Below are 21,444 nucleotides of genomic sequence, written 5' to 3'. Positions count from 1 at the left end.
TGATCCACAACCGCCAACTTAAAGGCCATCGTGTAATCGCGCTGCGTCCTCTTAACCCTTGATTCCATTTGACTCTCCTTCTCGACTTCGAAAAGGTGTCAACCCTGGGCAGGACGGGTCAGGTTGAAATAAAAGGCCGCGAGAGATCGCGGCCTTTTTTTGTTGGGCGGCTACCTGAAGCGTTCACCCTTCGACAGGCTCAGGGCGAACGGTTGGATTGATACTTGAAGGCTCCTCTCCTCGGCAATTGCTCCTGCATTGCCCTACCTCGAGCATCCATGCCCTCGTCCCCAACCCCTCTCCCGCGAGGGGGGCTTAGCGGCTTCTCTGATCTGGCAGAGATCAGCCGAGGTTAATTCGGAATCACTCTTCCGAATCTTGGTGAGCGGAAGCGAATGCTTCTGATGTACGGGCCCCTGTTGCCCGGATGCCTGACCGGTGGTCGGGCCCAGGGTGTGTTTCTTTGATTACTTTCTTCGCCTGGAGGCGCCTACTGTTGGTTCACAAGAAAAGAAAGTGACTCGCCCTTGGGCGAAATAAACCATCAGAGATCCACTGCACCTGACCGACGTAGTCGCCGGCATCCCAGCTCTTCGCGATGCACTCGGTAAACGTGGAGAAGTCCTGCCTCACACCAACGGCGCTTTCCTCAAACTCGTCACTGCCCACGTCGCCCGCGAATCCTCCAGCTTCAACTGCTTCGCGCCCAGCCGCGTCACGATCCGGTCGTACTCCGCCTTCTTCATGCGGTCCATCTCAGGGTCGGGATCGCTGGGGGTCCAGGGGTGGACGTAGACCACGTTCCTGATCTTGGCCTGCAGCATCTCCTTGGCGCAGCCGAAGCAGGGTTGCATGGTGGTGTAGAGCGTGGCGTCCTGCACCGAGATGCCGAAGCGCGCGGCGGACAGCAGGGCGTTCTGCTCGGCGTGCACGCAGATGCAGAGGTCGTAGCCGACGCCGGAGCGGAATTGGCTGCCGGGATTGCGGCAGCGCAGGCAGCCGCCGTCCAGGCAGTTGGGCATGCCTTCCGGCACGCCGTTGTAGCCGGTGGAGATGACGCGGTTTTCCTTCACGATCACGGCGCCCACGCGGTTGCCGGTGCAGTTCGCCTTTTCGCGCACGGCAAAGGCGATGCCCATGTAGTAGGTGTCGGTGTCCGGCAACTGTTCGCTCATCGTGGTCTCTCCTGAGGGGGAGCTTGTGTCAGGCATGGCGGTCATTTCAAGCGTCAGGGCTCAGCAGCAGTTTGCCCTGGGTCTGGCCGGATTCCAGGGCGCGGTGGGCCTCGGCGGCGGCCGAGAGGGGGTAGATGGTCAGCGGCGGGGCCTGCAGGGTGCCTGCGGCCACGCCGGCCAGGATCTGCGTCATGGCCGGTAGCAGCAGATCGGCGCGCTCGCTGAGGAAGCTGAGGTTGAAGCCCAGCACGCTGCGGTTGTTCACGGTGAGCTTCAAGGGGTCGAAGCGCGGGGTGCGCAGCCAGTCCCAGGCCAGCTTGAGCCAGTTGGGCCGGCCGCCGGTGCGCGGCAGCATGGTGTGGAAGCCGTAGATCGCCAGCCGGCCCAGCGGTGCCAGGTGGCGGTAGCTGTCGCCCAGCGTCTCCACGCCATTGGGGTCCAGGATCACGTCGTAGCCCTTGGGGGCAACGCGCTCCGCTTCGGCCCAGAGGGGCTGCTCGGATTTGACGATGACGTGCCGGGCGCCGAGCCGCAGCGGCAACTCGCGCTTGTGCGCGCCGCCGACCACGGCGGTGACCTCGGCACCGTGCCGGGCGGCGAGCTGCACGGCGGCGCTGCCGACACCGCCGGCGGCGGAATGCACCAGCACGCGCTCGCCGCGACGCAGGTGGGCCAGCTCGTGCAGGGCGAACCAGGCGGTCAGGAAGATCGTCGGCAGGGCAGCGGCCTGGGGGCTGTCCAGCCCTGGCGGGATGCGGAAGGCCTGCATCGCCGGCACGCAGAGCCGACTGGCGTAGCCGCCGAACAGGGTCAGGGCCAGCACCGGATCGCCGGGCTGCCAGCCCTCCACGCTCTCGCCCACGGCATCGACCTCGCCTGCCACCTCGAAGCCCGGGGTGATGGGCCAGCCCATCAGGCGCTTGGCGGATTCGTAGAGGCCCATGCGGATGACGCAGTCGGCGTAGTTGACCCCGATATGGCGCACGGCGATGCGCAGTTCTCCCGCGCGCGGCTTCGGGTCCGGCTGCTCGCGCAGTTGCAGGCGGTCATAGCTGCCCGGGCGGTCGATGACGATGGTTTTCATGGGTTTGCGACGAGCGGCGGCGATGGCGGCGGCAGCGGCGCCGCGGGTACATAGTATCTACTGCCCTGACCCCGGTATCCGCGTAGCGTGGCGGAATGAGAACCCTGGACCTTGCCGGCGCCGAAGGACCCTCTGCCCGTGGGGGCCAGGGGGACGATGCCGGCGACTGGCGCCAACGCCTTGCCCGTCCGGCGGACCGCTGGGTGGGCGTTGCCTGGCGCCTGCTGGTCCTGGTGCTGGCTTACCTGGGTACCGGCTGGTTGGGCCTGCAGCTGGCGCAGCCTCCGGGCTATGCCACCGCGATCTGGCCGCCCTCCGGTATTTCCCTGGCCCTGCTGCTGCTCTGGGGCCGCGGGCTCTGGCCCGGCGTATGGCTGGGCTCGCTGCTGCTGAACTGCGCGGTTGGCTACAAGGTTGGCGGTGGCCTTTCGCCGCAGAGCGTGCTGGTGGCGGTGGCCATCGCCAGTGGTTCCAGCCTGCAGGCGATCTGCGGCGCGACGCTGATCCGGCGTTATGTCGGCTGGCCGACGATGCTCGATTCCGGCCGCGATGTGCTCTCCTTCATGCTGCTGGGCGGCGTGCTGTCCTGCGTGATCGCCGCCAGCGTGGGGACTGCCACGCTGTACTTCAGCCGCCGCGTGGTGCCGGGCGACCTGTTGTTCACCGGCTTCACCTGGTGGGTGGGCGACGCCATGGGCGTGTTCCTGATCGCTCCCCTGTTGGTGGTCTGGGCGCTGGAGCGCCGCCGCAGCTGGCAGCGCCGCTTGCCGACGGTGGTCGGTTCGGTGGCGATTTCGGTGCTGCTGGGCGCCCTGGTGGTGCAGCAGACCAACCTGGTGGAGAGCAGCCGCATCCGCAGCGCCTTCAGCGAACAGGCACAGGCGGTGGAGCGTGGCCTGAAAGAGCGGCTGGTCGGGGCGGAGCGCGCGGTGCGCACACTCGGTGATTTCTACCAGGCCTCCACCGAGGTGACGTCCGAGGACTTCATCGCCTTTGCCGGCGGCCAGTTGCTGGGCACGCCGGGCATCCGTTCGCTAGGCTGGGCCCCGCGCCTGGCCGGCGAGCACTATCCGGTCACCTACATCATGCCGCGCGACGGCAACCAGGCCCTGTTGGGGCATGACCTGGCCAGCGACGTCGGCCAGCAGACCTTGCTGGACAACCTCACGGCATCGCGTGCGCTGGCGGTTTCACACGATCTGCCGGCGTCGGTGGCCTACGGCAGTGGCGGCGTGCTGGTGGCGGCGCCGTTGGGCAGGACGCAGGCCAACGGTGCGTGGCGCCGGGATGGCCTGGTTTTCGCGCTGCTGCAGTTCGACGCCCTGATGAAGCAGGTCGCGGGCGACCGCCTGCCGCAAGGCGTCGAGCTGGTCCTGATGGACCGCGGCGCCAGCCATGAGCGTGCGCGGCTCTATTCCAGTTCGGGCCGCATGCCGCTGCGGGATGCCAACAGTCTGGTGCATGAGGGCGAGCTCAGCTTCGGCCCTGCCCACTGGCATCTGCAGGTGGTCGCCGGCAACGCCTACCTGCAGGCGCACCGCTCGCTGCAGGCCTGGATCACGCAGGCGGGCGTGTTCCTGTTTTCCGGATTGCTGGGTGGCTTCCTGCTGGTGCTCACCGGCCGCGCGGCGCGCGTGGAGCAGCTGGTGGGCGAGCGCACCGACGAATTGGAGCAGAAGAACCGCGCGCTGTCCGGCGAGGTGGAGCAGCGCCAGCGCAGCGAGGCGGCCCTGCGCGAGAGCGAGGAGCGCTTCCGCGGCATCTTCGAGAGCGCCAGCACCGGCATCGCCTTCGCCAATGCCCGCGGACGCATCCTGCAGAGCAATGCCGCGTTCCAGGCGCAGCTCGGCTATTCCGCCGAGGCGCTGCGCAGCATGGACTTCCCCTCGCTGACACACCCGGAGGACATCGCGCGCGAGATGGAGCTGTTCCGGGAGGTGGAATCGGGGCGCCGAGACAGCTACCGCCTGGAGAAGCGCTTCCGCGCGGCCGGTGGACGCCATGCCTGGACCGATTCCACGGTGTCCGCGATCCGCGTCGGCGATTCCCGCCCGCAGCACTACGTGGTGGTCTGCACCGACATCGAGGCGCGCAAGAACGCCGAGGCGCATATCCGCTACCTGGCGCAGAGCGACGCGCTCACCGGGCTGCCGAACCGCTCGATGCTGGCCAGCCGCCTGGAGGAGATCCTGGCCGAGGCCTGCCTCAGCCGCCAGCCGTTCGCGGTGATGTTCATCGACCTCGACCGCTTCAAGAACATCAACGACTCGCTGGGCCATGGCACCGGCGATACGCTGCTGCAGGAGATGGCGCGGCGCCTCGGCATGTGCGTGCGCGGCAGCGATATCCTGGCGCGCCACGGCGGCGACGAGTTCGTGGTGGTGCTGCCGCAGGTGCAGGACGCGGCGCAGGTGTCGCAGGTGGCCACCAAGATGCTGGCCATGATCGAGCAGCCGCTGACCATCGACCAGCACCTGCTCAGCGTGACCTGCAGCATCGGCATCGCCCTGTATCCGGGCGACGGCGAGGACGCCGAGAGCCTGATGAAGAATGCCGACGCCGCGATGTACGTGGCGAAGAATTCTGGACGCAACAGCTTCCAGTTCTTCACCGCCGACATGAACGCCCGCGTACGCGAGTTCCTGCGCGTGGAGAACGACCTGCGCAGCGCGTTGAAGAACGGCGAGTTCCGCCTGCACTACCAGCCGCAGTTCGACACGGCCGGTGGTGAGGTGCTGGCGATGGAGGCGCTGATCCGCTGGCAGCATCCGCAGCGTGGACTGCTGCTGGCCGGGCAGTTCATCCGCGTGGCGGAGGAGAGCGGGCTGATCGAGGAGATCGGCGACTGGGTGCTCAACGAGGCGTGCCGGCAGGCGCGCGACTGGCAGGCGCGTGGCTTCAGGACCGTGCCGGTGTCGGTGAACCTGTCGGGCTTCCAGCTCTACCGCCGCGACATCGTCTCCAAGGTGAGTCGTGCGCTGCGTTCCAGCGGCCTGGACCCGCGTTGGCTGGAGCTGGAGGTCACCGAGTCGGTGCTGATGCAGGACGTCGAGCGCGTGGTCGGCATCCTGCAGGAAATCCGCGGCATGGACGTGAAGCTGGCGCTGGACGATTTCGGCACCGGCTACTCGTCGCTGGCCTACCTGCAGCGCTTCCCGCTGAGCCGCCTCAAGGTGGACCAGACCTTCGTTCGCGACATCAGCGTGGACGACAGCGACGCGGCGATCTGCAAGGCGATCATCGCGCTGGCGCGAACCCTGGGCCTGCAAGTGGTGGCGGAGGGCGTGGAGACGCAGCAGCAGTTGGCGTTCCTGCGTGAGCACCGCTGCGACCTGGTGCAGGGCAACCTGCTGGGGGCGGCGATGTCGCCCAAGGACATGGAAGCACTGCTGGCGCAGTGAGTGCGCGCGCGGGCGCAAGGGGAACACGGAATCGCGGGGGCGGTGATGGGTAGTGGCGAAGCACCGCCCGTCCCGAGGAACGGGCGGGCGCCTGGCTTTCCAGGTTTTGGGTGGGAGCGGCCGTTGGCCGCGACAGGGCAGTCACCAAAGTCGAGAGGTCGCGGCCAACGGCCGCTCCTACGATGAGGCTTGCTCCGGACCCGGGCTGGCGGGCACGCGCTTCGCCCTGATCTCTTCCACCTGCTGTTTCCACGCAGCCACTTCTTCCGGCCAGCCTTCCAGCACGCAGACGGCGCAGCCGCCATTGCAGCAGTCCGGCTGGTCCGGGTATGGCGGCAGGTCGGTTTCGTCCGGGGTCGGGTAGCGGAAGGGCTGTACACCGCTCATGTGAAGCGCTCTCCTGCGAGCTTGCGGCCGCGGGCCGCGGTGGCGGCGTCCATGGCCTTGCCGCCGGGCCATTGCAGTTGCTGAAGGCGCACGATGCCCTCGCCCGCCGCCACCGCGATGCCCTGGGCATCCGCCGCGACGATGGTGCCCGGCTCGCCGCGGCCGGCCTCGGCACGTGCCAGCCACAGGCGCAGGCGCTCGCCGCCCAGCTCGCTCCAGGCCACCGGCACCGGGTTGAAGGCGCGGATGCGCCGCGCGATCTCCTCGGCGGGGCGCGTCCAGTCGATGCGCGCTTCTTCCTTGCTCAGCTTGCGGGCATAGGTGGCGCCGTCGACGGGCTGCGTGCGTTCCTGCAAGCCACCGCGCTCCAGCCCGGCCACGGCCTCCACGATGAGGCGGCTGCCCAGCGCCTGCAGTTCGTCATGCAGCGAGGCGGCGGTGGTGTCGGCCGTGATGGCGATGGCTTCTTCGAGCAGCATCGGGCCGGTATCCAGGCCGGCGTCCATGCGCATGATGGTAACTCCGGTCTGCGCGTCGCCGGTCTCGATGGCGCGCTGGATCGGCGCCGCGCCGCGCCAGCGTGGCAGCAGGGAGGCATGGATGTTGAGGCAGCCGTGGCGGGGGATGTCCAGCACAGCCTGTGGCAACAGCAGGCCATAGGCCACCACCACCATCACGTCCGGAGCCAGGGCGCGCAGCTCGTCCACCGCTTCGCCGCGCAGCTTCTCGGGCTTGAACAGGGGCAGGCCGAGCTCGGCGGCGCGCAGCGCCACCGGCGAGGGGCTGAGCTTCTGGCCGCGGCCCGAGGGGCGATCCGGCTGGGTATAGACGCCGACGATCTGGTGGCCGGCGGTGTGCAGGGAATCCAGCGCCGCGACCGCGAAGTCCGGCGTGCCGGCGAAGACCAGGCGCACGTGGCCTAACCCTTCGCCTTGTGCCGGGCTTCCTTCTCCATCTTCTTGCGCAGGCGTTCGCGCTTGAGGCTGGAGAGGTAGTCGATGTAGAGCTTGCCGTCGAGGTGGTCGATCTCGTGCTGGATGGCCTGGGCCATCAGGCCCTCGGCCTCCAGCTCGAAAGGCTGGCCGTGGCGGTCCAGGGCGCGCATCTTCAGGCGGTTGTAGCGGTCCACCTTGTCGCTGTAGCCGGCTACGGAGAGGCAGCCTTCGTCCATGCTCTGGCGGTCGCCGGCCTCGAAAATCTCGGGGTTGATGACTACCATGGGCCTGGGTTCGCCCTTGTCCTCGCTGGTGTCCATCACCGCCAGGCGCTTGGGAATGCCGACCTGGGTGGCGGCCAGACCGACGCCGGGGGCGGCGTACATGGTCTCGAACATGTCGTCGATCAGACGCTGCAGGGCGTCGTCGAACTGCGTCACCGGGGCGGCTTTCTGCCGCAGGCGGGGATCGGGATGCTGCAGGATTTCGAGTAATGCCATGTCAGGAACCAGCCTACAACTTAGAAACGACTGTTGGATTTGACGGCAAACGATTGACTCATCTAGAGTTTGCTGCAAATCCGGCGTAACCGCGGGGAAGGTGCCGCCATGCGGAAGTATAGCGTTTTATACCGAGTTCAAGCTCTGGCGCTGGCTGCGGCCGCGCTCGCCGCCGGCTGCGCGACGGCGCCGGGCGAACGCAGCTCGTCCAACGTGCAGCCTCCTGCGCCCGTGGCGCGTCCTGCGCCGGTGGCGGAGCCGCTGCAGGCCGAGGTCGAGGGGCTGAGCTACGACGAGCGTGCGGCGGTGGCCGCCGATGAGGGCAGCCCGGTGCGCGAGGACGCGCCGCTGCGCTATGTCGTCAAGAAGGGCGATACGCTCTGGGGCATCTCGCAGAAGTTCCTGGTCGAGCCCTGGCAGTGGCCCGAGGTCTGGATCGTCAACGACCAGGTCAAGAATCCCCACCTGATCTACCCCGGCGACGTGCTGACGCTGATCTGGCGCGATGGCCGCCCGCGCGTGGCGCGCGAGCCGGAGCTAGCCTCGGACCGCCTGTCGCCGCGCATCCGTGAGTCCGACCTGGGCGCGGCCATCCCGGTGATCCCGCTCGACGCGATCCGCGATTTCCTGCGCAGCCCGCGCCTGGTGACGCTGGAGCAGCTCAAGCAGGCGCCGTACATCCTCGACTTCGTCGATCTGCACATCGTCGGCGCCAGCGGCAACGGTGCCTACGTGAAGAAGCTCAAGCGCAGCCACGGCAGCTCGCTGGAGGCGGTGCGCCTGGGGCAGAGCTATATCGATCCGGACACCAAGGAGCTGCTCGGCTACGAGGCCATCCCGGTGGCGCAGGCCGAGGTGCGCGAGTTCGCCGAGCCCGGCACGGTGATGCTAACCAAGAGCTATCGCGAGACCCGCGCCGGCGACTACCTGATCAAGCCGCTGTCCGAGACCTTCGAGGCCAACTTCTACCCGCACGTGCCCAAGGGCCCGTTCACCGGCCGCATCCTGTCGGTGTTCGACGGCGTCTCGCAAATCGGCCAGTACCAGGTCGTGACGCTGAGCAAGGGCGCGCGCGATGGCCTGGAAGCGGGCCACGTGCTGGATATCCTGCAAGCCGGCCGTAGCGCGAAGGACCCGCATGGCATCAAGTACGTCGCCCTGCCGGAGACCTATGCCGGCCAGGTGATGGTGTTCAAGCTCGAGGATCGCGTGTCCTACGCGCTGGTCATGTCGGCGATCCGCCCGGTCCATGCGCTGGACAAGGTGGTCAAGCCTGGTACGCGCGTCGCCATCGAGTAAGCGCCCCGCGCCACGGAGATTTTGCACGCCCGCCGGCAGCAACCCGTCACAAGACGGCTTGCCCCCGGCGGGCGTTCTGTTTCACGCTCCGGTCGTGAAACTTCCTGCCCTGCAATCCTGGCTGACCCTGCTGCGCGCCCCTGGCGTCGGCGGCACCACCGTGGCGCGCCTGCTCGCCACCTTCGGCTCGGCGGAGGCGGCTGTGTCCGCCGGCGCTGCGGCGCTGCGCCCCCTGGGTCTGTCCGACGAAACCCTGCAGTTCTTCGTCCAGGGTGACCCGGAGGGCCTGGCCCTGGACCTGGAATGGCTGGACCAGCCCGGACGCGGCCTGCTGACGCTGGACGACCCGCGCTACCCGGAGCGGCTGCGGCAGATCGCCCAGGCGCCCGGGGCGCTGTTCTACCAGGGCGATCCGGAGTTGCTGGCGCTGCCGCAGCTGGCCATCGTCGGAGCCCGCTCGGCGACGCCGCAGGGCCTGGAGAACGCCCGTGCCTTCGCCGCGGAGCTGGCCCGCCGCGGGCTGTGCATCACCAGCGGCCTGGCCCTGGGGATCGACGGGGCGGCCCACCGCGGCGCCCTGGAGGCCGGCGGCATGACGATCGCGGTCTGCGCCACCGGCCTGGATAGGGTCTATCCGGCGCGCCATCGCCAGCTCGCCCATGACATCGTGCGCGAGGGGCTGATGATCTCGGAGTTTCCGGTGGGGGTGGCGGCGTTGCCGGAGCACTTCCCGCGTCGCAACCGCATCATCTCGGGCCTGTCGATGGGCGTGCTGGTGGTGGAGGCGGCGCCGGAGTCCGGCTCGCTGATCACGGCGGCCTATGCCAACGAGCAGGGCCGCGAAGTGTTTGCGATCCCCGGCTCCATCCACAGCCCGATGGCGCGTGGCTGCCACCGACTGATCCGCCAGGGCGCCAAGCTGGTAGAGTCGGTGGACGACATCCTGGAGGAGATCGCCCCGCAACTGCGCGCGCGGCGCGCGGCGCTGGTGGCGGCCCCGCCGCCAGAGGATCCCGTGCAGGCGCGGGTGTTGGACAGCCTGGGAACCGAACCGCAGTCCTTCGATCAACTACTGATGGGTAGCGGGTTGGACGCTGCGGCGCTCAGCGAGGCGCTGCTGGCGCTGGAGTTGGCCGGGGAGGTCGCGTCGGCGGCGGGAGGGACATACCAAAAGCTGCGGGTTACGGCATGATTGCTGCACGATCCTGGGCAGTGGCCCGCTCGTGATTTAACTTGAGAGTCTCGTAAATTGTGATATATAAAATCACAACAACAGGGTGGCGAAATCAAGGGATTCACATAATTTCAACATATTTGCTTTGAAATACATTAAAAACACACAGCACCGGAGCGTTTCATGAAAGAGACCGTACTGGATGTGCTGATGTATCTGTTCGAGAACTACCAGGAAGGCGAGTTCTCCGATTCCGACAATCAGGTCACTTTGCGCGACGAGTTGATCGCGGCCGGATTTCCCGACCAGGAGGTTGCCCACGCGTTCGACTGGGTCGACGGCCTGGCGCAGCAGCGGCAACTCCCGATCGTCTTCGGCCCCGGTGGGGCCATCCGCGTCTACGCCCGGGAGGAGCTGTCGAAGTTATCCACCGAGGTGCGCGGCTTCATCATGTACCTGGAGCAGCTGGGCATCTTCGGCGCCCAGGCCCGCGAGCTGGTGATCGACCGGCTGATGGCGCTGAACGAAGAAATCGACCTGGAACGGGTCAAATGGGTCTGCCTGCTGGTGCTGATGAACGAGCCGGACGCGGAAGACGCCTTTGCCCATCTCGAGGAGATGGTCTACTACAGCGGCGAATTCCTGCACTGAATCAGGGGCTTGCCGGTCCGCCACCGTATTTCGGCGCTGGACAGGCGGCGCGTCTTCCGCATATAAGCAGGCCCCTGCGGGCAGTCGCCCGCCGCGCCGAGCGCTTTAAAGAGCCTATCCGTGAGTCATACGCACACGCGTTGCTGCCAGAAATCGCGCCAGGCAAGTCAGCCGATGCGCGGTTGGGTGGGTCCCAATAAGCAGCGGCTGGCGCCGCATGGCGCGATTTCCGGCGCAATCCGGAGGGACGGGGCTATTTTTGCGCCCCGCAGCCCCTATCGCCCCTTATGTACTCGCGTACACCGCGGGTCGATAGGGTTAGCGGGACACAAAAATGGCACGCCGTCGCGTGCGCGTATCACTCACGGATAGGCTCTTAATGACTAAGAACCTGGTCATCGTCGAGTCGCCCGCCAAGGCCAAGACGATCAAGAAGTACCTGGGCAAGGATTTCGAGGTGTTGGCCTCCTACGGCCACGTGCGCGACCTCGTGCCCAAGGATGGCGCCGTGGATGTCCAGAACGGCTTCGCCATGAAGTACCAGGTGATCGACCGCAACGAAAAACACGTCAAGGCGATCGTTTCCGCGCTGAAGCAAGCCGATGAGCTCTGGCTGGCCACCGACCCTGATCGCGAGGGGGAGGCCATTTCCTGGCACCTGGCCGAGCTGCTGCGCGAGAAGAACGCGCTCAAGGGCAAGCCGGTCAAGCGCGTGGTGTTCTACGAGATCACCCAGCGCGAAGTGCAGGAAGCCATCCGCAACCCGCGCGACATCTCCGAGGACCTGGTGAATGCCCAGCAGGCGCGCCGCGCCCTGGACTACCTGGTGGGCTTCAACCTGTCGCCGCTGCTGTGGCGCAAGGTGCAGCCGGGCCTGTCGGCCGGCCGCGTGCAGTCGCCGGCGCTGCGCCTGATCTGCGAGCGCGAGCTCGAGATCCGCGCGTTCAAGCCGCAGGAATACTGGTCGCTGGATGCCCGCGCCGAGAAGGCCAACCAGGCCTTCAGCGCGCGCCTGATCGAGCTGGACGGCAAGAAGGCCGAGCAGTTCACGCTGACCGACGGCCTCGGTGCCGAGGCTGCCCGGGAGCGCATCCTGGAGGCGGCCGGCGGCACGCTGCTGGTCAAGTCCATCGAGAAGAAGCAGCGCCGCCGCAACCCGGGCGCGCCGTTCACCACCTCGACGCTGCAGCAGGAAGCCAACCGCAAGCTCGGCTTCACCTCCAAGCGCACGATGCAGACCGCGCAGCAGCTGTACGAAGGTGTGGACATCGACGGCGAGACGGTGGGCCTGATCACCTACATGCGTACCGACTCGGTGAGCCTGGCGCAGGATGCGATCAAGGACATCCGCAACGTCATCCAGCTGCAATACGGTGCCGACGCGCTGCCGTCCGAGCCGCGCACCTACAAGGCCAAGTCCAAGAACGCCCAGGAAGCGCATGAAGCCGTGCGCCCGACCTCGGCTGCGCGCCTGCCTCGCCAGGTGGCGCAGTTCCTCAAGCCCGACCAGGCCAAGCTCTACGAGCTGATCTGGAAGCGCACCGTGGCCTCGCAGATGGAAGCGGCGGTGTTCGACACCGTCAGCGCCGAGCTGCGTGCCGGCAGCGAGCATGCCTTCCGCGCCACCGGCTCGGTGCTGGTGACGCCGGGCTTCCTGGCCGCCTACGACATCCGCGCGCAGGATCCGGAAGACCGCGACGAGGGTGACGAGGACGACAAGCGCCTGCCGGCGCTGGTGGAAGGCGAGCGCGTGAAGCTGCTGGAACTGCTGCCCGAGCAGCACTTCACCCAGCCGCCGCCGCGCTATACCGAAGCCAGCCTGGTCAAGACGCTGGAAGAGTTTGACATCGGCCGCCCGTCGACCTACGCCACCATCATCTCCACCCTGCAGGGTCGCGACTACGTGCGCCTGGAGGGCAAGGCCTTCGTGCCGACCGACGTCGGCATGATCGTCAACAAGTTCCTGACCGACCACTTCGAGCAGTACGTGGACTACGAGTTCACGGCGCATCTCGAGGACGATCTCGACGCCGTCTCGCGCGGCGAGAAGCAGTGGAAGCCGCTGCTGGCGCAGTTCTGGAACAGCTTCAAGCCGCGCATCGAAGAGAAGATGGAGCTGTCGCGCAAGGACGTGTCGGAGGCCCGCATCATCGGCACCGACCCGGCCACCGGCAAGCCGGTCAGCGCGCGCCTGGGTCGCTTCGGTCCCTTCGTGCAGATCGGCACCAAGGACGACCAGGACAAGCCGCGCTTCTCCTCGCTGCGGGCCAACCAGCGCATCGACACCATCACGCTGGAGCAGGCCCTGGCCCTGTTCCAGCTGCCGCGCAAGATCGGCACGCTGCCCAACGGCGACGAGGTGGAGGCCAACATCGGCCGCTTCGGCCCGTACATCAAGCACGGCAAGAGCTTTGTCTCGATGAAGAAGGACGACGATCCGTACACCATCGAGCTGCCGCGCGCGATCGAGCTGATCGAGCAGAAGGCGGCGGCGCTGGAAGCGGCGACGCTCAAGGTCTTCGACGGCACCGGCATCCGCATCATCAAGGGCCGCTTCGGCGCCTACATCACCGACGGCACGCGTCGCGCGAATGTTCCGCGCAACAAGGAAGTCGACGACGTGACGGTCTTCGAGTGCGAGGCCTGGCTGGCGGAAGCCGCCGCGGCGGCACCGAAGAAGGGCGGCAAGAAGGGCAAGGCGCCGGCCAAGAAGGCGGCCGCCGCCAAGGCCGAGAGTGCCGAGAAGGCTCCAGCGAAGAAGCCGGCCGCCAAGAAGGCCGCGGTCAAGAAGACCGCCGTGAAAAAGGCCACTGCCAAGAAGTCCACTGCCAAGAAGGCTCCGGCGAAGAAAGCCGCCGCCAGGAATAAGAGCTAGTCCGTGAACGTTGCACCGCTGCGCCTGAAAGCTGCCTGCCGCGCGCTGCAGCGCGGCGGTGTGATCGCCTATCCCACCGAGGCCGTCTGGGGCCTGGGTTGCGAGCCGCAGGACGAGCGCGCCGTGATGCGCCTGCTGCAGATCAAGGATCGCCCCTGGGAAAAGGGCGTGATCCTGATCGCCTCGCGCTTCGAGCAGCTGGAGCCCTACGTGCAGGTGCCGTCCAACAACGCCCTGAAGCGCGCCACCGCCACCTGGCCGGGCCCGGCGACCTGGGTGTTCCCGGCCAGGGACTACACCCCGATGTGGATCAGCGGCGACCATGACGGCGTCGCCGTGCGCGTCAGCAGCCACCCGGCCGTGGTAGAACTCTGCGAGGCCTATGGCGGAGCCATCGTCTCCACCAGCGCCAACCCCGCTGGCCGTGCGCCGGCCATGACGGTGGCGCAGGTGCGCCTGTACTTCGGCGACGAGATCGACTTCCTGATGCCGGGGGCGCTGGGCCACTTGAGCAAGCCGACCACGATCCGTGATGTTTCGACCGGACATATCCTGCGCCGATGAGCACGCCCGACTTCACCGCTGTCGAATCCTGGCTGCGCGGCCTGCAGCAGCGTCTGTGCGAACGCTTCGAAGCCATCGACGGCCAGGTGAGTTTCGGGCGTGACGAATGGCAGCGTGCCGAGGGCGGTGGCGGCGTCTCGCGCGTGATGGCGGACGGTGCCGTGTTCGAGCGTGGTGGCGTGGGCTTCTCGCTGGTGCATGGCACCAGGCTGCCGCCCTCCGCCACGGCCCACCGGCCGGAACTGCAGGGACGCAGCTGGCGCGCGATGGGCGTGTCGGTGGTGATGCATCCGCGCAACCCGCATGCGCCCACCAGCCATTGCAACGTGCGTCTGTTCCTGGCGGAGAAGCCGGGTGAAGAGCCGGTTTGGTGGTTCGGGGGCGGTTTTGATCTCACGCCCTATTACGGCTATGACGAGGACTGCCGCGACTGGCATCGCGCGGCACGTGACGCCTGTTCGCCGGCCGGGGCTCACGTCTATCCGAAGCTGAAGCAGTGGTGCGACGAGTATTTCTTTCTCAAGCACCGCAACGAGCCGCGTGGGATCGGCGGCATCTTCTATGACGACTGGAGCGAGGGCGGCTTCGAGGCCGGCTTCGCGCTGATGCAGCGTGTGGGCGATGCCTATGGCGCGGCTTATGCGGACATCGTGGCGCGCCGCAAGGACCAGCCCTACGGCGAGCGCGAGCGGCAGTGGCAGTTGCTGCGCCGCGGGCGCTACGTCGAGTTCAATCTGGTCTGGGACCGCGGCACCCTGTTCGGCCTGCAGTCTGGCGGCCGCACCGAGTCGATCCTGATGTCGATGCCGCCGCAGGTACGCTGGGAGTACGACCATCACGCCGAGCCGGGTTCGCCCGAGGCGGCGCTGCTGGAGCGCTATCTCAAGCCGGGTACCTGGATCTAGAACAACTGCAGCTGGCGCAGGATGGCCTCGCCGACCTGCCGGCGCTTGCCGATGTCCTGCTCGCCCTGCAGGTCGATGTTGAGGGCGAAGCCGTAGACGCGCCCCTCCCGTTCCACCCAGCCCACCCACCAGCCGATCTGCGGCTGTGTGCCGAAGACCCAGCCGGTCTTGCCATAAAGCACGTCGCCGCCACGGGTCTCGATCCCCGCGATCTCGCGCACGGCGGACTGGCTGCCCGCTGAAAACGGCAGCTGGCCCTGCGCCAGCCGGGCGACGAAGCGGGCCTGCTCCACCGCGCTGATCTGCAGCGGGCCCCGCAGCCAGAAGCGGTCCACCACGGTGCCGGCGTTGTGGTTGCCGTAGTCCAGGCGTTCCAGCATCGCCTGCATGCGCGGCAGGCCGACGCGGCGCGCGATCTCCTGGTACACCGGCACGTTGGACGCCGGGAAGGCCTCGCGCATCGGCATGTCCTTCTCCCAGGCCTTGAAGGGCTGGGCTTGGCCGCCGTAGGGGATCACCTCGTCGATGTCGCGCACGGCCGCGGTCTCCAGCGCGATCAGGCTGTTGGCGAGCTTGAAGGTGGAGGCGGGGATGTAGCGCGTGTTCGCCCGCCCGGGGTTCACCAGCAGCAGGCGGTCGGCGGCCACGTCGTAGAGCGCGAAGCAGCCGGGCGTGCCGCCGAACAGGGGTTCCAGGTCCGGGCGCTCGTCGATGAAGCCGGCCCTGGCGGGCAGGGCGCAGAAGCACAGCAGGATCAGCAGGCGGCGCAGCACGGCGGCTCCATCCATGGGGCGGGCCGCAAGGATACCTTGGCATGGCTTTGCGCCGGGGCCGGCAGCGTTTAGGCTAAAGGCCATGACCCTCACCGAACTCCGTTACCTGGTGAACCTCGACAAGGAGCGCCACTTCGGCCGCGCCGCCGAGCGTTCCTTCGTGTCGCAGCCGACGCTGTCGGTCGCGGTGAAGAAGCTCGAGGACGAGCTGGGCGTGATCCTGTTCGAGCGCAACCGCGGCGAGGCCAAGCCCACGCCGGTGGGCGAGCGCATCATCACCCAGGCGCGCCGCGTGCTGGCCGAGTCCAAGCTGATCGAGGACATGGCGCGCGAAGGCCGCGATGAGCTCAACGGCCCGCTGCGCTTCGGCGCGATCTACACCGTCGGCCCCTACCTGCTGCCGGGCCTGGTGCCGCTGATGCGCGAGCGCGCGCCGCTGATGCCGCTGGTGATCGAGGAAAACTTCACCGCCAAGCTGCTGGAGCAGTTGCGCGACAACGAGCTGGACGTGGCGCTGCTGGCGTTGCCGGTGGACCTGACGGGCCTGGCGGCCTGGCCGGTCTACGACGAGGATTTCGTGGTGCTGCTCCCGCGAGACCATCACTGGGCCAACGAGAAGCAGATCCCGGCCCGCCAGCTCGCCGGCGAGCCACTGCTGCTGCTGGGTCCCGGGCATTGCTTCCGCGAGCAGGTGATCGAGGCCTGCCCCAAATGCGTGGAGCCGGACGGCGCCGGCCCGCGCCCGCAGACCGGCAGCAGCCTGGAGACGATCCGCCACATGGTGGTAGGCGGCCTGGGCATCACCGTGCTGCCGCGTGCCTCGGTGGAGAACCGCGGCGATGACCCCGGGCACCTGCTGTCCAAGCCCTTCGTGCAGCCCGGCCCCCAGCGCCGTATCGCGCTGATCTGGCGCAAATCCTGGCCGCGTCGCAAGGCGATCGCGGTGCTGCGCCAGGCGATCCTGGAGTCCGGCATGAAGGGCGTGAGCTACCTGCCGGACGCCGAGCTGCAGGAAGACGGCAAGCACTGAAGGCTTGCCGCGCGCGCCGGAGGCGCTACTGCAGCGTCGCCGCCCTGGCGGCCGGCGAGCGCGCCAAGTAGTCCAGTGCCTGCTGCGTGTCGCCCTCGGTCATCGGGTGGAAGCGCGGCGAAATCCAGCGCAGTGCGCCGGCCAGCAGGAAACTCAGCGGCGGGATGTTCTCCGTGCGGCGGCCCACGCGCTCCAGCTCCACCAGCAGGCGCAGCAGCGAGCGCCGCGCCATGCGGCGGCTGGCGCGGTCGTCACGGTCCTGCGCGGCCAGCTCGCGGTAGCCGTCGAGCAGGAAGTGGATGAACAGCGGGAACACCGCCGCCATCAGCACCTGGCGGCTGACGTAGAAGCCCAGCTGCGTGCGGCACAAGTGCTCGAACAGGTCGAAGGCGACGCAGCGGTGCTCCACTTCCTCGGCCAGGTGCCAGCGGAACAGGTCGGCCATCACCGGGTCGGCCTTGTCCCAGGTCTTGTTGTCCATGGCCCACTGTCCGAGCATGCCGGTGAAGTGCTCGATGGCGGCGATCAGCCCCACGCGAAGTACCAGCCAGTAGCGCTTCAGCGGATCGCGCTGCATCTGCTTGAGGCCGAAGGGCGCATCGCCCAGCACTTCGCCGAACAGGCGGTCGGCGCGCGCCAGGAAGGCCTCGGTCTGCAGATCGTGGCGCTGGAGGTAGGCCTGCGCGCCGATATGGGCGCGCGCATGCCAGGCCTCCTGGCGGATGAAGCCCTCGACGTCCTCGCGCAGGCGCTCGTCGCGGATCAGCGGCAGTGCCTGGTTGTAGACGCGGCAGAACCAGAGCTCGCCGGCGGGCAGCAGCAGGTGGATGCCGTTGACCAGGTGCGTGGAAAACGCGTCGCCGGGAATCCAGTGCAGCGGCGTGTCGCTGAAATCGAAGCGGGCGCGGCGCGCCTTCAGCGGATGCTGCTCGGTGCTGCGGGTCATGATGTTTCGGACTCCGACAGACGACTCGTCATGTCGAAATATTTACATCGCTCAATGGCACATTGCAAGCGCGACTCGATGAATCGCGGTTCTTCGCGCTATCTTGCCAGCAAAACTAAGGACATGAAGATCCAGGGGACAGCATGAGCGAGGAGGCCGCCCGGCGCTTCCGGGACAATTTCCTGTGGCAGTTGCGGGCCGAGGGCCATGATCCGGCGCAGATCGCGCGCTGGATGTGGAAGCCCTACCGCGTCGAGGACCTGCGCATCGCCGGGGCGCGTCGCGACCTGGACCTATCCGGCATCGCCTACAGCACCGAGGAGGTGGAGTCGGCGCTCGCCGGCCTGCAGGAGCCGCAGCCGCGCATCGACGAGGCCTTCTTCCGCAACCAGAAGACCGTGTTGGTGATGGTGCCGGGCTTCACGCACGAGACGCTGAAGAATTTCTCCTGGCATGAGCAGGTGCAACGCAAGGGCTCGCCGCACACGGTGCTGATGCTGCACCCGGCGCAAGGCGAGACGCGCGAACAGCTCTACCAGAGCGGCGACGGCCTCAAGCTGGTGTATCTACGCTACCCGCGCTCCAACGCCGCCAGCGAGCACATCGTGCCCACGATGTTCCGCATGTTGCATGGCAGCGCCAGCCTGCGGCGCTGGGTGGGCGAGGGCTATCGCCTGTTCTTCGTCGGCTACTCCTATGGTGCGCCGCTGTCGCTGGAACTGCTGGCTGATCTGCACAGCGGCGTGTTCGCGGACGAGTTCATCCTGCCGGCGACGCGCGGCTTCCTGGGGCTCTGCGGTGATATCGGTGGTTCGTACCTGGCGGACGACTGCGTCGGCGAGTCGCCGCAGCTGGTGCCCATGGACAAGCTGGTGGCCTTCGCGCGGCGGCATCCCTGGATCGGCAGGCTGCTGGGCCTGGGCACGCCGCAGCTCTGCGACGACATGATCCACGGTGTGCGCGCACTGGGGCACGAGGTACGGCAGCAGCGGGCACGGGACTATGCGCCGCGCCTGCCGCCGCAGCTGCGCTACTACACCGCCGCCGCCATCATGCCGCTGACCGATTACCGCCGGCGCTGGTGGCAGTTCAACTTCGACGACTGGGCCATGCACCGCCAGGCGCTGGTGACCGCACCGCTCACCGTCTACAACGACGGCCAGGTGGCGTTGCCCGACAACCTGCTGCCCGAGGCGCCGCAGGTTCCGCCGCAGCACCGCCTGCATCTCGGCGCCGTGCGCACGCACCACTGGGGCGTGAGCTACCGGACCTTCAACCTCGGCATCAACCGCTTCCCGCGCGTGGCCTACTACCGCGCGTTGCTGCAGACGGTGCTGCAGTCGGACATGCAGTAAGCTCGGCGGCCCTTTCATCACCGGTGGCCCGCATGGTCGTCGTGCACGGCATCAAGAATTGCGACACGGTGCAGCGCGCGCTGCGCCGGCTGACGGAGGCGGGCATCGCCTATCGCTTCTACGACTTCAAGGCAGAAGGGCTGCCGCGCGAGCTGGCACAGACCTGGGTCGACGCGCTGGGCATGGACCTCATCGTGAACCGCAAGGGCACCACCTGGCGCAAGCTGGACGAGGCGACGCGCGAAGGGCTCACGGCGGTCAACGCGGCGGCGCTGCTCTCGGCCCAGCCTTCGCTGGCGAAGCGGCCGGTCATTGCAAAAGATGGCTGGCTGCATGCGGGCTTTGCCGCGGCGGACGAGGCGGCGATCCTCGACCGCCTGCGCTGAATTCCATCGCCGTAATCCGGCCCGCAATGGGCCGGACATGGCAAAGAAGATCATGCCGATGGACGGATTCCGTCACTGCCATCGTCCGGGACTCGCACTAGAATCCGCGCCATGCAGGTGCCCTGGTCCTTTCCGGACGCAGGGTGAAACGGGAATACGGTGCCCCCGGCGAACTCGCCCGGACATTCCGCAACTGCCCCCGCAACGGTAAGCAAGCGTCGCTGCGCTTCTACGCCACTGATGTCATGCATCGGGAAGGCCGCGCAGAAATCCTTGCAAGTCCGGAGACCGGCCTGCATGCGCATGACCTGGAAAGCCAGGCCATGCGTTCAAGAATCCCGTTCGCGGTGGGCGTGACGGCATGGCGGTTTGCAGACGGAAACACGAAGCGTGCGTGCCCTGACCTGAGCCTTGTCCGGCCGGGCGGCTGTGCGCGCCTTCCCCGGGCAGACCGCGACGTTTTGCGGAGCACACATCATGTCGGCTGTCCTCAAGCCCAACGCGGCAATCCCCGGCGTCAAGCTGCTGATCAACGGCGAATTCATCGAGTCGCAGTCGCGCGAGTGGCGCGACGTGATCAACCCGGCCACGCAGCAGGTTCTGGCCCGCGTGCCTTTTGCCACGCCGGCAGAGCTCGACGCCGCCGTGGCAGCCGCCAAGGACGCCTTCAAGACCTGGCGCAAGACACCGATCGGTGTGCGCGCACGCATCTTCCTGAAGTACCAGCAGCTGATCCGCGAGAACATGAAGGAACTCGCCGCCATCCTCACCGCCGAGCAGGGCAAGACCCTGCCGGACGCCGAGGGCGACGTGTTCCGCGGCCTGGAGGTGGTGGAGCACGCCGCCAACATCGGCACGCTGCAGATGGGCGAACTGGCCACCAACGTCGCCGGCGGCGTGGACACCTACACCATCCTGCAGCCGCTGGGCGTCTGCGCCGGCATCACGCCGTTCAACTTCCCCGCGATGATCCCGCTGTGGATGTTCCCCATGGCCATCGCCACCGGCAACACCTTCGTGCTGAAGCCTTCGGAGCAGGACCCGATGGTGACCATGCGCCTGGTGGAGCTGGCCCTGGAGGCCGGCATTCCCAAGGGCGTGCTCAACGTGATCCACGGCGGCCCGGACATCGTCAACGGCATCTGCGATCACGCGGACATCAAGGCCGTGTCCTTCGTGGGTTCGACCAAGGTCGGCACGCACGTCTACAACCGCGCAACCCTGGCCGGCAAGCGCGCCCAGTGCATGATGGGCGCCAAGAACCACGCCGTGGTGCTGCCGGACGCCAACAAGGAGCAGGCGCTCAACAACCTCGCCGGCGCGGCCTTCGGCGCCGCCGGCCAGCGCTGCATGGCGGCCTCGGTGACGGTGCTGGTGGGCGAGGCCAAGCAGTGGATTCCCGAGATCGTCGCCAAGGCCAGGACGCTCAAGGTCAATGCCGGCCATGAGCCCGGTACCGATGTCGGCCCCGTGGTGTCCCGCGCGGCGCGCGAGCGCGTCGACGGCCTGATCGCCCGCGGCCTGGCCGACGGCGCCACGCTGGAGCTGGACGGGCGCAATCCGTCCGTTCCCGGCTACGAGAGCGGCAACTTCGTCGGCCCCACGATCTTCTCGGGCGCCAGGCCCGGCATGTCGATCTACGACCAGGAGATCTTCGGGCCGGTGCAGGTGATCGTCTCGGTGGACACGCTGGATGAAGCGATCGAGCTGATCAACAGCAACCCCAACGGCAACGGCGTGGCGCTGTTCACGCAGTCCGGCGCCGCCGCGCGCAAGTTCCAGGAAGACATCGACGTCGGCCAGGTCGGCATCAACGTGCCGATCCCGGTACCGGTGCCGCTGTTCTCCTTCACCGGCTCGCGCGGTTCCAAGCTGGGCGACCTGGGGCCCTACGGCAAGCAGGTCATCCTGTTCTACACCCAGACCAAGACCGTCACGCAGCGCTGGTTCGACGACAGCACGCTGTCGGTCGGCGTGAACACCACGATCAGCCTGAAATAAGGC

18 protein-coding genes and 1 riboswitch are annotated in these 21,444 nt (G+C 67.6%); of the genes, 11 read left to right on the top strand and 7 right to left on the bottom strand.

Translation table 11 applies throughout. The features are described from left to right. Positions 1 to 629: 629 nt before the first annotated feature. Positions 630 to 1,175, bottom strand: a complete 546-nt coding sequence (locus QT386_RS16840; protein WP_289274903.1) for a dCMP deaminase family protein — start codon at positions 1,173 to 1,175, stop codon at positions 630 to 632. Between the two features lie 46 nt (positions 1,176 to 1,221). Further along, entirely contained in the window at positions 1,222 to 2,259 is a 1,038-nt protein-coding gene (locus tag QT386_RS16835) for a medium chain dehydrogenase/reductase family protein (RefSeq protein WP_289274902.1), read from the bottom strand. A 95-nt stretch (positions 2,260 to 2,354) separates the two neighbouring features. Here QT386_RS16835 and QT386_RS16830 point away from each other — a divergent pair, with 95 nt between their 5' ends. Continuing rightward, a complete protein-coding gene (locus QT386_RS16830) occupies positions 2,355 to 5,660 on the top strand; it encodes an EAL domain-containing protein (RefSeq protein ID WP_289274901.1) in 3,306 nt (1,101 codons plus the stop codon). Positions 5,661 to 5,837: 177 nt separating this feature from the next. Here the strand turns inward: QT386_RS16830 and QT386_RS16825 are convergent, their stop codons facing one another. From QT386_RS16825 to def, 3 genes are read right to left on the bottom strand one after another with little or no spacing between them, the layout of a single operon-like run. Beyond that, complete coding sequence (locus QT386_RS16825) at positions 5,838 to 6,047, bottom strand: oxidoreductase-like domain-containing protein (protein WP_289274900.1); 210 nt, start codon at positions 6,045 to 6,047, stop codon at positions 5,838 to 5,840. Then, positions 6,044 to 6,961 (bottom strand): methionyl-tRNA formyltransferase, encoded by a 918-nt coding sequence (gene fmt, locus QT386_RS16820; protein ID WP_289274899.1) that lies wholly within the window; start codon positions 6,959 to 6,961, stop codon positions 6,044 to 6,046. The genes QT386_RS16825 and fmt overlap by 4 nt, the downstream gene beginning before the upstream one ends. 5 nt (positions 6,962 to 6,966) lie before the next feature. Continuing rightward, positions 6,967 to 7,482, bottom strand: a complete 516-nt coding sequence (gene def / locus QT386_RS16815; protein ID WP_289274898.1) for a peptide deformylase — start codon at positions 7,480 to 7,482, stop codon at positions 6,967 to 6,969. A 108-nt stretch (positions 7,483 to 7,590) separates the two neighbouring features. Here def and QT386_RS16810 point away from each other — a divergent pair, with 108 nt between their 5' ends. From QT386_RS16810 to hemF, 6 genes are all read left to right on the top strand, one after another. Further along, complete coding sequence (locus QT386_RS16810; protein ID WP_289274897.1) at positions 7,591 to 8,781, top strand: LysM peptidoglycan-binding domain-containing protein; 1,191 nt, start codon at positions 7,591 to 7,593, stop codon at positions 8,779 to 8,781. A gap of 94 nt (positions 8,782 to 8,875) precedes the next feature. Next, positions 8,876 to 9,973, top strand: a complete 1,098-nt coding sequence (gene dprA / locus QT386_RS16805; protein ID WP_289274896.1) for a DNA-processing protein DprA — start codon at positions 8,876 to 8,878, stop codon at positions 9,971 to 9,973. A 165-nt stretch (positions 9,974 to 10,138) separates the two neighbouring features. Further along, positions 10,139 to 10,606 carry a DUF494 family protein gene (locus QT386_RS16800; RefSeq protein ID WP_289274895.1) on the top strand — a complete coding sequence of 156 codons (468 nt, stop codon included), beginning with the start codon at positions 10,139 to 10,141 and terminating at the stop codon, positions 10,604 to 10,606. Between the two features lie 379 nt (positions 10,607 to 10,985). Continuing rightward, positions 10,986 to 13,481, top strand: a complete 2,496-nt coding sequence (locus tag QT386_RS16795) for a DNA topoisomerase I (protein ID WP_289274894.1) — start codon at positions 10,986 to 10,988, stop codon at positions 13,479 to 13,481. A 3-nt stretch (positions 13,482 to 13,484) separates the two neighbouring features. Next, positions 13,485 to 14,045, top strand: coding sequence for a Sua5/YciO/YrdC/YwlC family protein (locus QT386_RS16790; RefSeq protein ID WP_289274893.1), 561 nt, complete (start codon positions 13,485 to 13,487; stop codon positions 14,043 to 14,045). Further along, positions 14,042 to 14,950: an oxygen-dependent coproporphyrinogen oxidase gene (hemF, locus tag QT386_RS16785; RefSeq protein WP_289274892.1), complete on the top strand. Its 909-nt coding sequence runs from the start codon at positions 14,042 to 14,044 to the stop codon at positions 14,948 to 14,950. The genes QT386_RS16790 and hemF overlap by 4 nt, the downstream gene beginning before the upstream one ends. Here the strand turns inward: hemF and blaOXA are convergent. Then, positions 14,947 to 15,738 (bottom strand): class D beta-lactamase, encoded by a 792-nt coding sequence (gene blaOXA / locus QT386_RS16780; RefSeq protein WP_289274891.1) that lies wholly within the window; start codon positions 15,736 to 15,738, stop codon positions 14,947 to 14,949. The genes hemF and blaOXA overlap by 4 nt on opposite strands. A gap of 67 nt (positions 15,739 to 15,805) precedes the next feature. Between blaOXA and QT386_RS16775 the strand changes: the two genes are divergently transcribed. Beyond that, positions 15,806 to 16,753 (top strand): hydrogen peroxide-inducible genes activator, encoded by a 948-nt coding sequence (locus tag QT386_RS16775; RefSeq protein ID WP_289274890.1) that lies wholly within the window; start codon positions 15,806 to 15,808, stop codon positions 16,751 to 16,753. A gap of 25 nt (positions 16,754 to 16,778) precedes the next feature. Here the strand turns inward: QT386_RS16775 and QT386_RS16770 are convergent, their stop codons facing one another. Then, positions 16,779 to 17,699, bottom strand: a complete 921-nt coding sequence (locus tag QT386_RS16770; protein ID WP_289274889.1) for a metal-dependent hydrolase — start codon at positions 17,697 to 17,699, stop codon at positions 16,779 to 16,781. A gap of 143 nt (positions 17,700 to 17,842) precedes the next feature. Here QT386_RS16770 and QT386_RS16765 point away from each other — a divergent pair, with 143 nt between their 5' ends. The 3 genes from QT386_RS16765 to QT386_RS16755 all read left to right on the top strand — a co-directional run bounded on the left by QT386_RS16765 (position 17,843) and on the right by QT386_RS16755 (position 21,441). Next, a complete protein-coding gene (locus QT386_RS16765; RefSeq protein WP_289274888.1) occupies positions 17,843 to 19,054 on the top strand; it encodes a hypothetical protein in 1,212 nt (403 codons plus the stop codon). A gap of 32 nt (positions 19,055 to 19,086) precedes the next feature. After that, the gene (locus QT386_RS16760; RefSeq protein WP_289274887.1) at positions 19,087 to 19,440 is read left to right on the top strand and encodes an ArsC/Spx/MgsR family protein; all 354 of its coding nucleotides are present in this window, start codon (positions 19,087 to 19,089) and stop codon (positions 19,438 to 19,440) included. Between the two features lie 98 nt (positions 19,441 to 19,538). Then, a riboswitch (cobalamin riboswitch) is annotated at positions 19,539 to 19,752 on the top strand. Positions 19,753 to 19,917: 165 nt separating this feature from the next. Continuing rightward, positions 19,918 to 21,441: a CoA-acylating methylmalonate-semialdehyde dehydrogenase gene (locus tag QT386_RS16755; RefSeq protein WP_289274886.1), complete on the top strand. Its 1,524-nt coding sequence runs from the start codon at positions 19,918 to 19,920 to the stop codon at positions 21,439 to 21,441. Positions 21,442 to 21,444 lie beyond the last annotated feature (3 nt).

It is taken from the genome of Solimonas sp. SE-A11 (genome assembly GCF_030345715.1).
GTDB lineage: Bacteria > Pseudomonadota > Gammaproteobacteria > Nevskiales > Nevskiaceae > Solimonas_A.
This window is presented reverse-complemented; position numbering and strand designations above follow the sequence as displayed.

What these genes read in the sequence shown, in the direction of transcription:
- QT386_RS16795 (WP_289274894.1), top strand. Translation starts at nt 10,986, where the DNA reads ATGACTAAGAACCTGGTCATCGTCGAGTCGCCCGCCAAGGCCAAGACG.
- QT386_RS16760 (WP_289274887.1), top strand. Translation starts at nt 19,087, where the DNA reads ATGGTCGTCGTGCACGGCATCAAGAATTGCGACACGGTGCAGCGCGCG.
- hemF (WP_289274892.1), top strand. Translation starts at nt 14,042, where the DNA reads ATGAGCACGCCCGACTTCACCGCTGTCGAATCCTGGCTGCGCGGCCTG.
- QT386_RS16800 (WP_289274895.1), top strand. Translation starts at nt 10,139, where the DNA reads ATGAAAGAGACCGTACTGGATGTGCTGATGTATCTGTTCGAGAACTAC.
- blaOXA (WP_289274891.1), bottom strand. Translation starts at nt 15,738, where the DNA reads ATGGATGGAGCCGCCGTGCTGCGCCGCCTGCTGATCCTGCTGTGCTTC.
- QT386_RS16810 (WP_289274897.1), top strand. Translation starts at nt 7,591, where the DNA reads ATGCGGAAGTATAGCGTTTTATACCGAGTTCAAGCTCTGGCGCTGGCT.
- QT386_RS16765 (WP_289274888.1), top strand. Translation starts at nt 17,843, where the DNA reads ATGAGCGAGGAGGCCGCCCGGCGCTTCCGGGACAATTTCCTGTGGCAG.
- QT386_RS16775 (WP_289274890.1), top strand. Translation starts at nt 15,806, where the DNA reads ATGACCCTCACCGAACTCCGTTACCTGGTGAACCTCGACAAGGAGCGC.
- QT386_RS16755 (WP_289274886.1), top strand. Translation starts at nt 19,918, where the DNA reads ATGTCGGCTGTCCTCAAGCCCAACGCGGCAATCCCCGGCGTCAAGCTG.
- QT386_RS16830 (WP_289274901.1), top strand. Translation starts at nt 2,355, where the DNA reads ATGAGAACCCTGGACCTTGCCGGCGCCGAAGGACCCTCTGCCCGTGGG.
- QT386_RS16840 (WP_289274903.1), bottom strand. Translation starts at nt 1,175, where the DNA reads ATGAGCGAACAGTTGCCGGACACCGACACCTACTACATGGGCATCGCC.
- QT386_RS16835 (WP_289274902.1), bottom strand. Translation starts at nt 2,259, where the DNA reads ATGAAAACCATCGTCATCGACCGCCCGGGCAGCTATGACCGCCTGCAA.
- QT386_RS16825 (WP_289274900.1), bottom strand. Translation starts at nt 6,047, where the DNA reads ATGAGCGGTGTACAGCCCTTCCGCTACCCGACCCCGGACGAAACCGAC.
- def (WP_289274898.1), bottom strand. Translation starts at nt 7,482, where the DNA reads ATGGCATTACTCGAAATCCTGCAGCATCCCGATCCCCGCCTGCGGCAG.
- QT386_RS16770 (WP_289274889.1), bottom strand. Translation starts at nt 17,699, where the DNA reads ATGACCCGCAGCACCGAGCAGCATCCGCTGAAGGCGCGCCGCGCCCGC.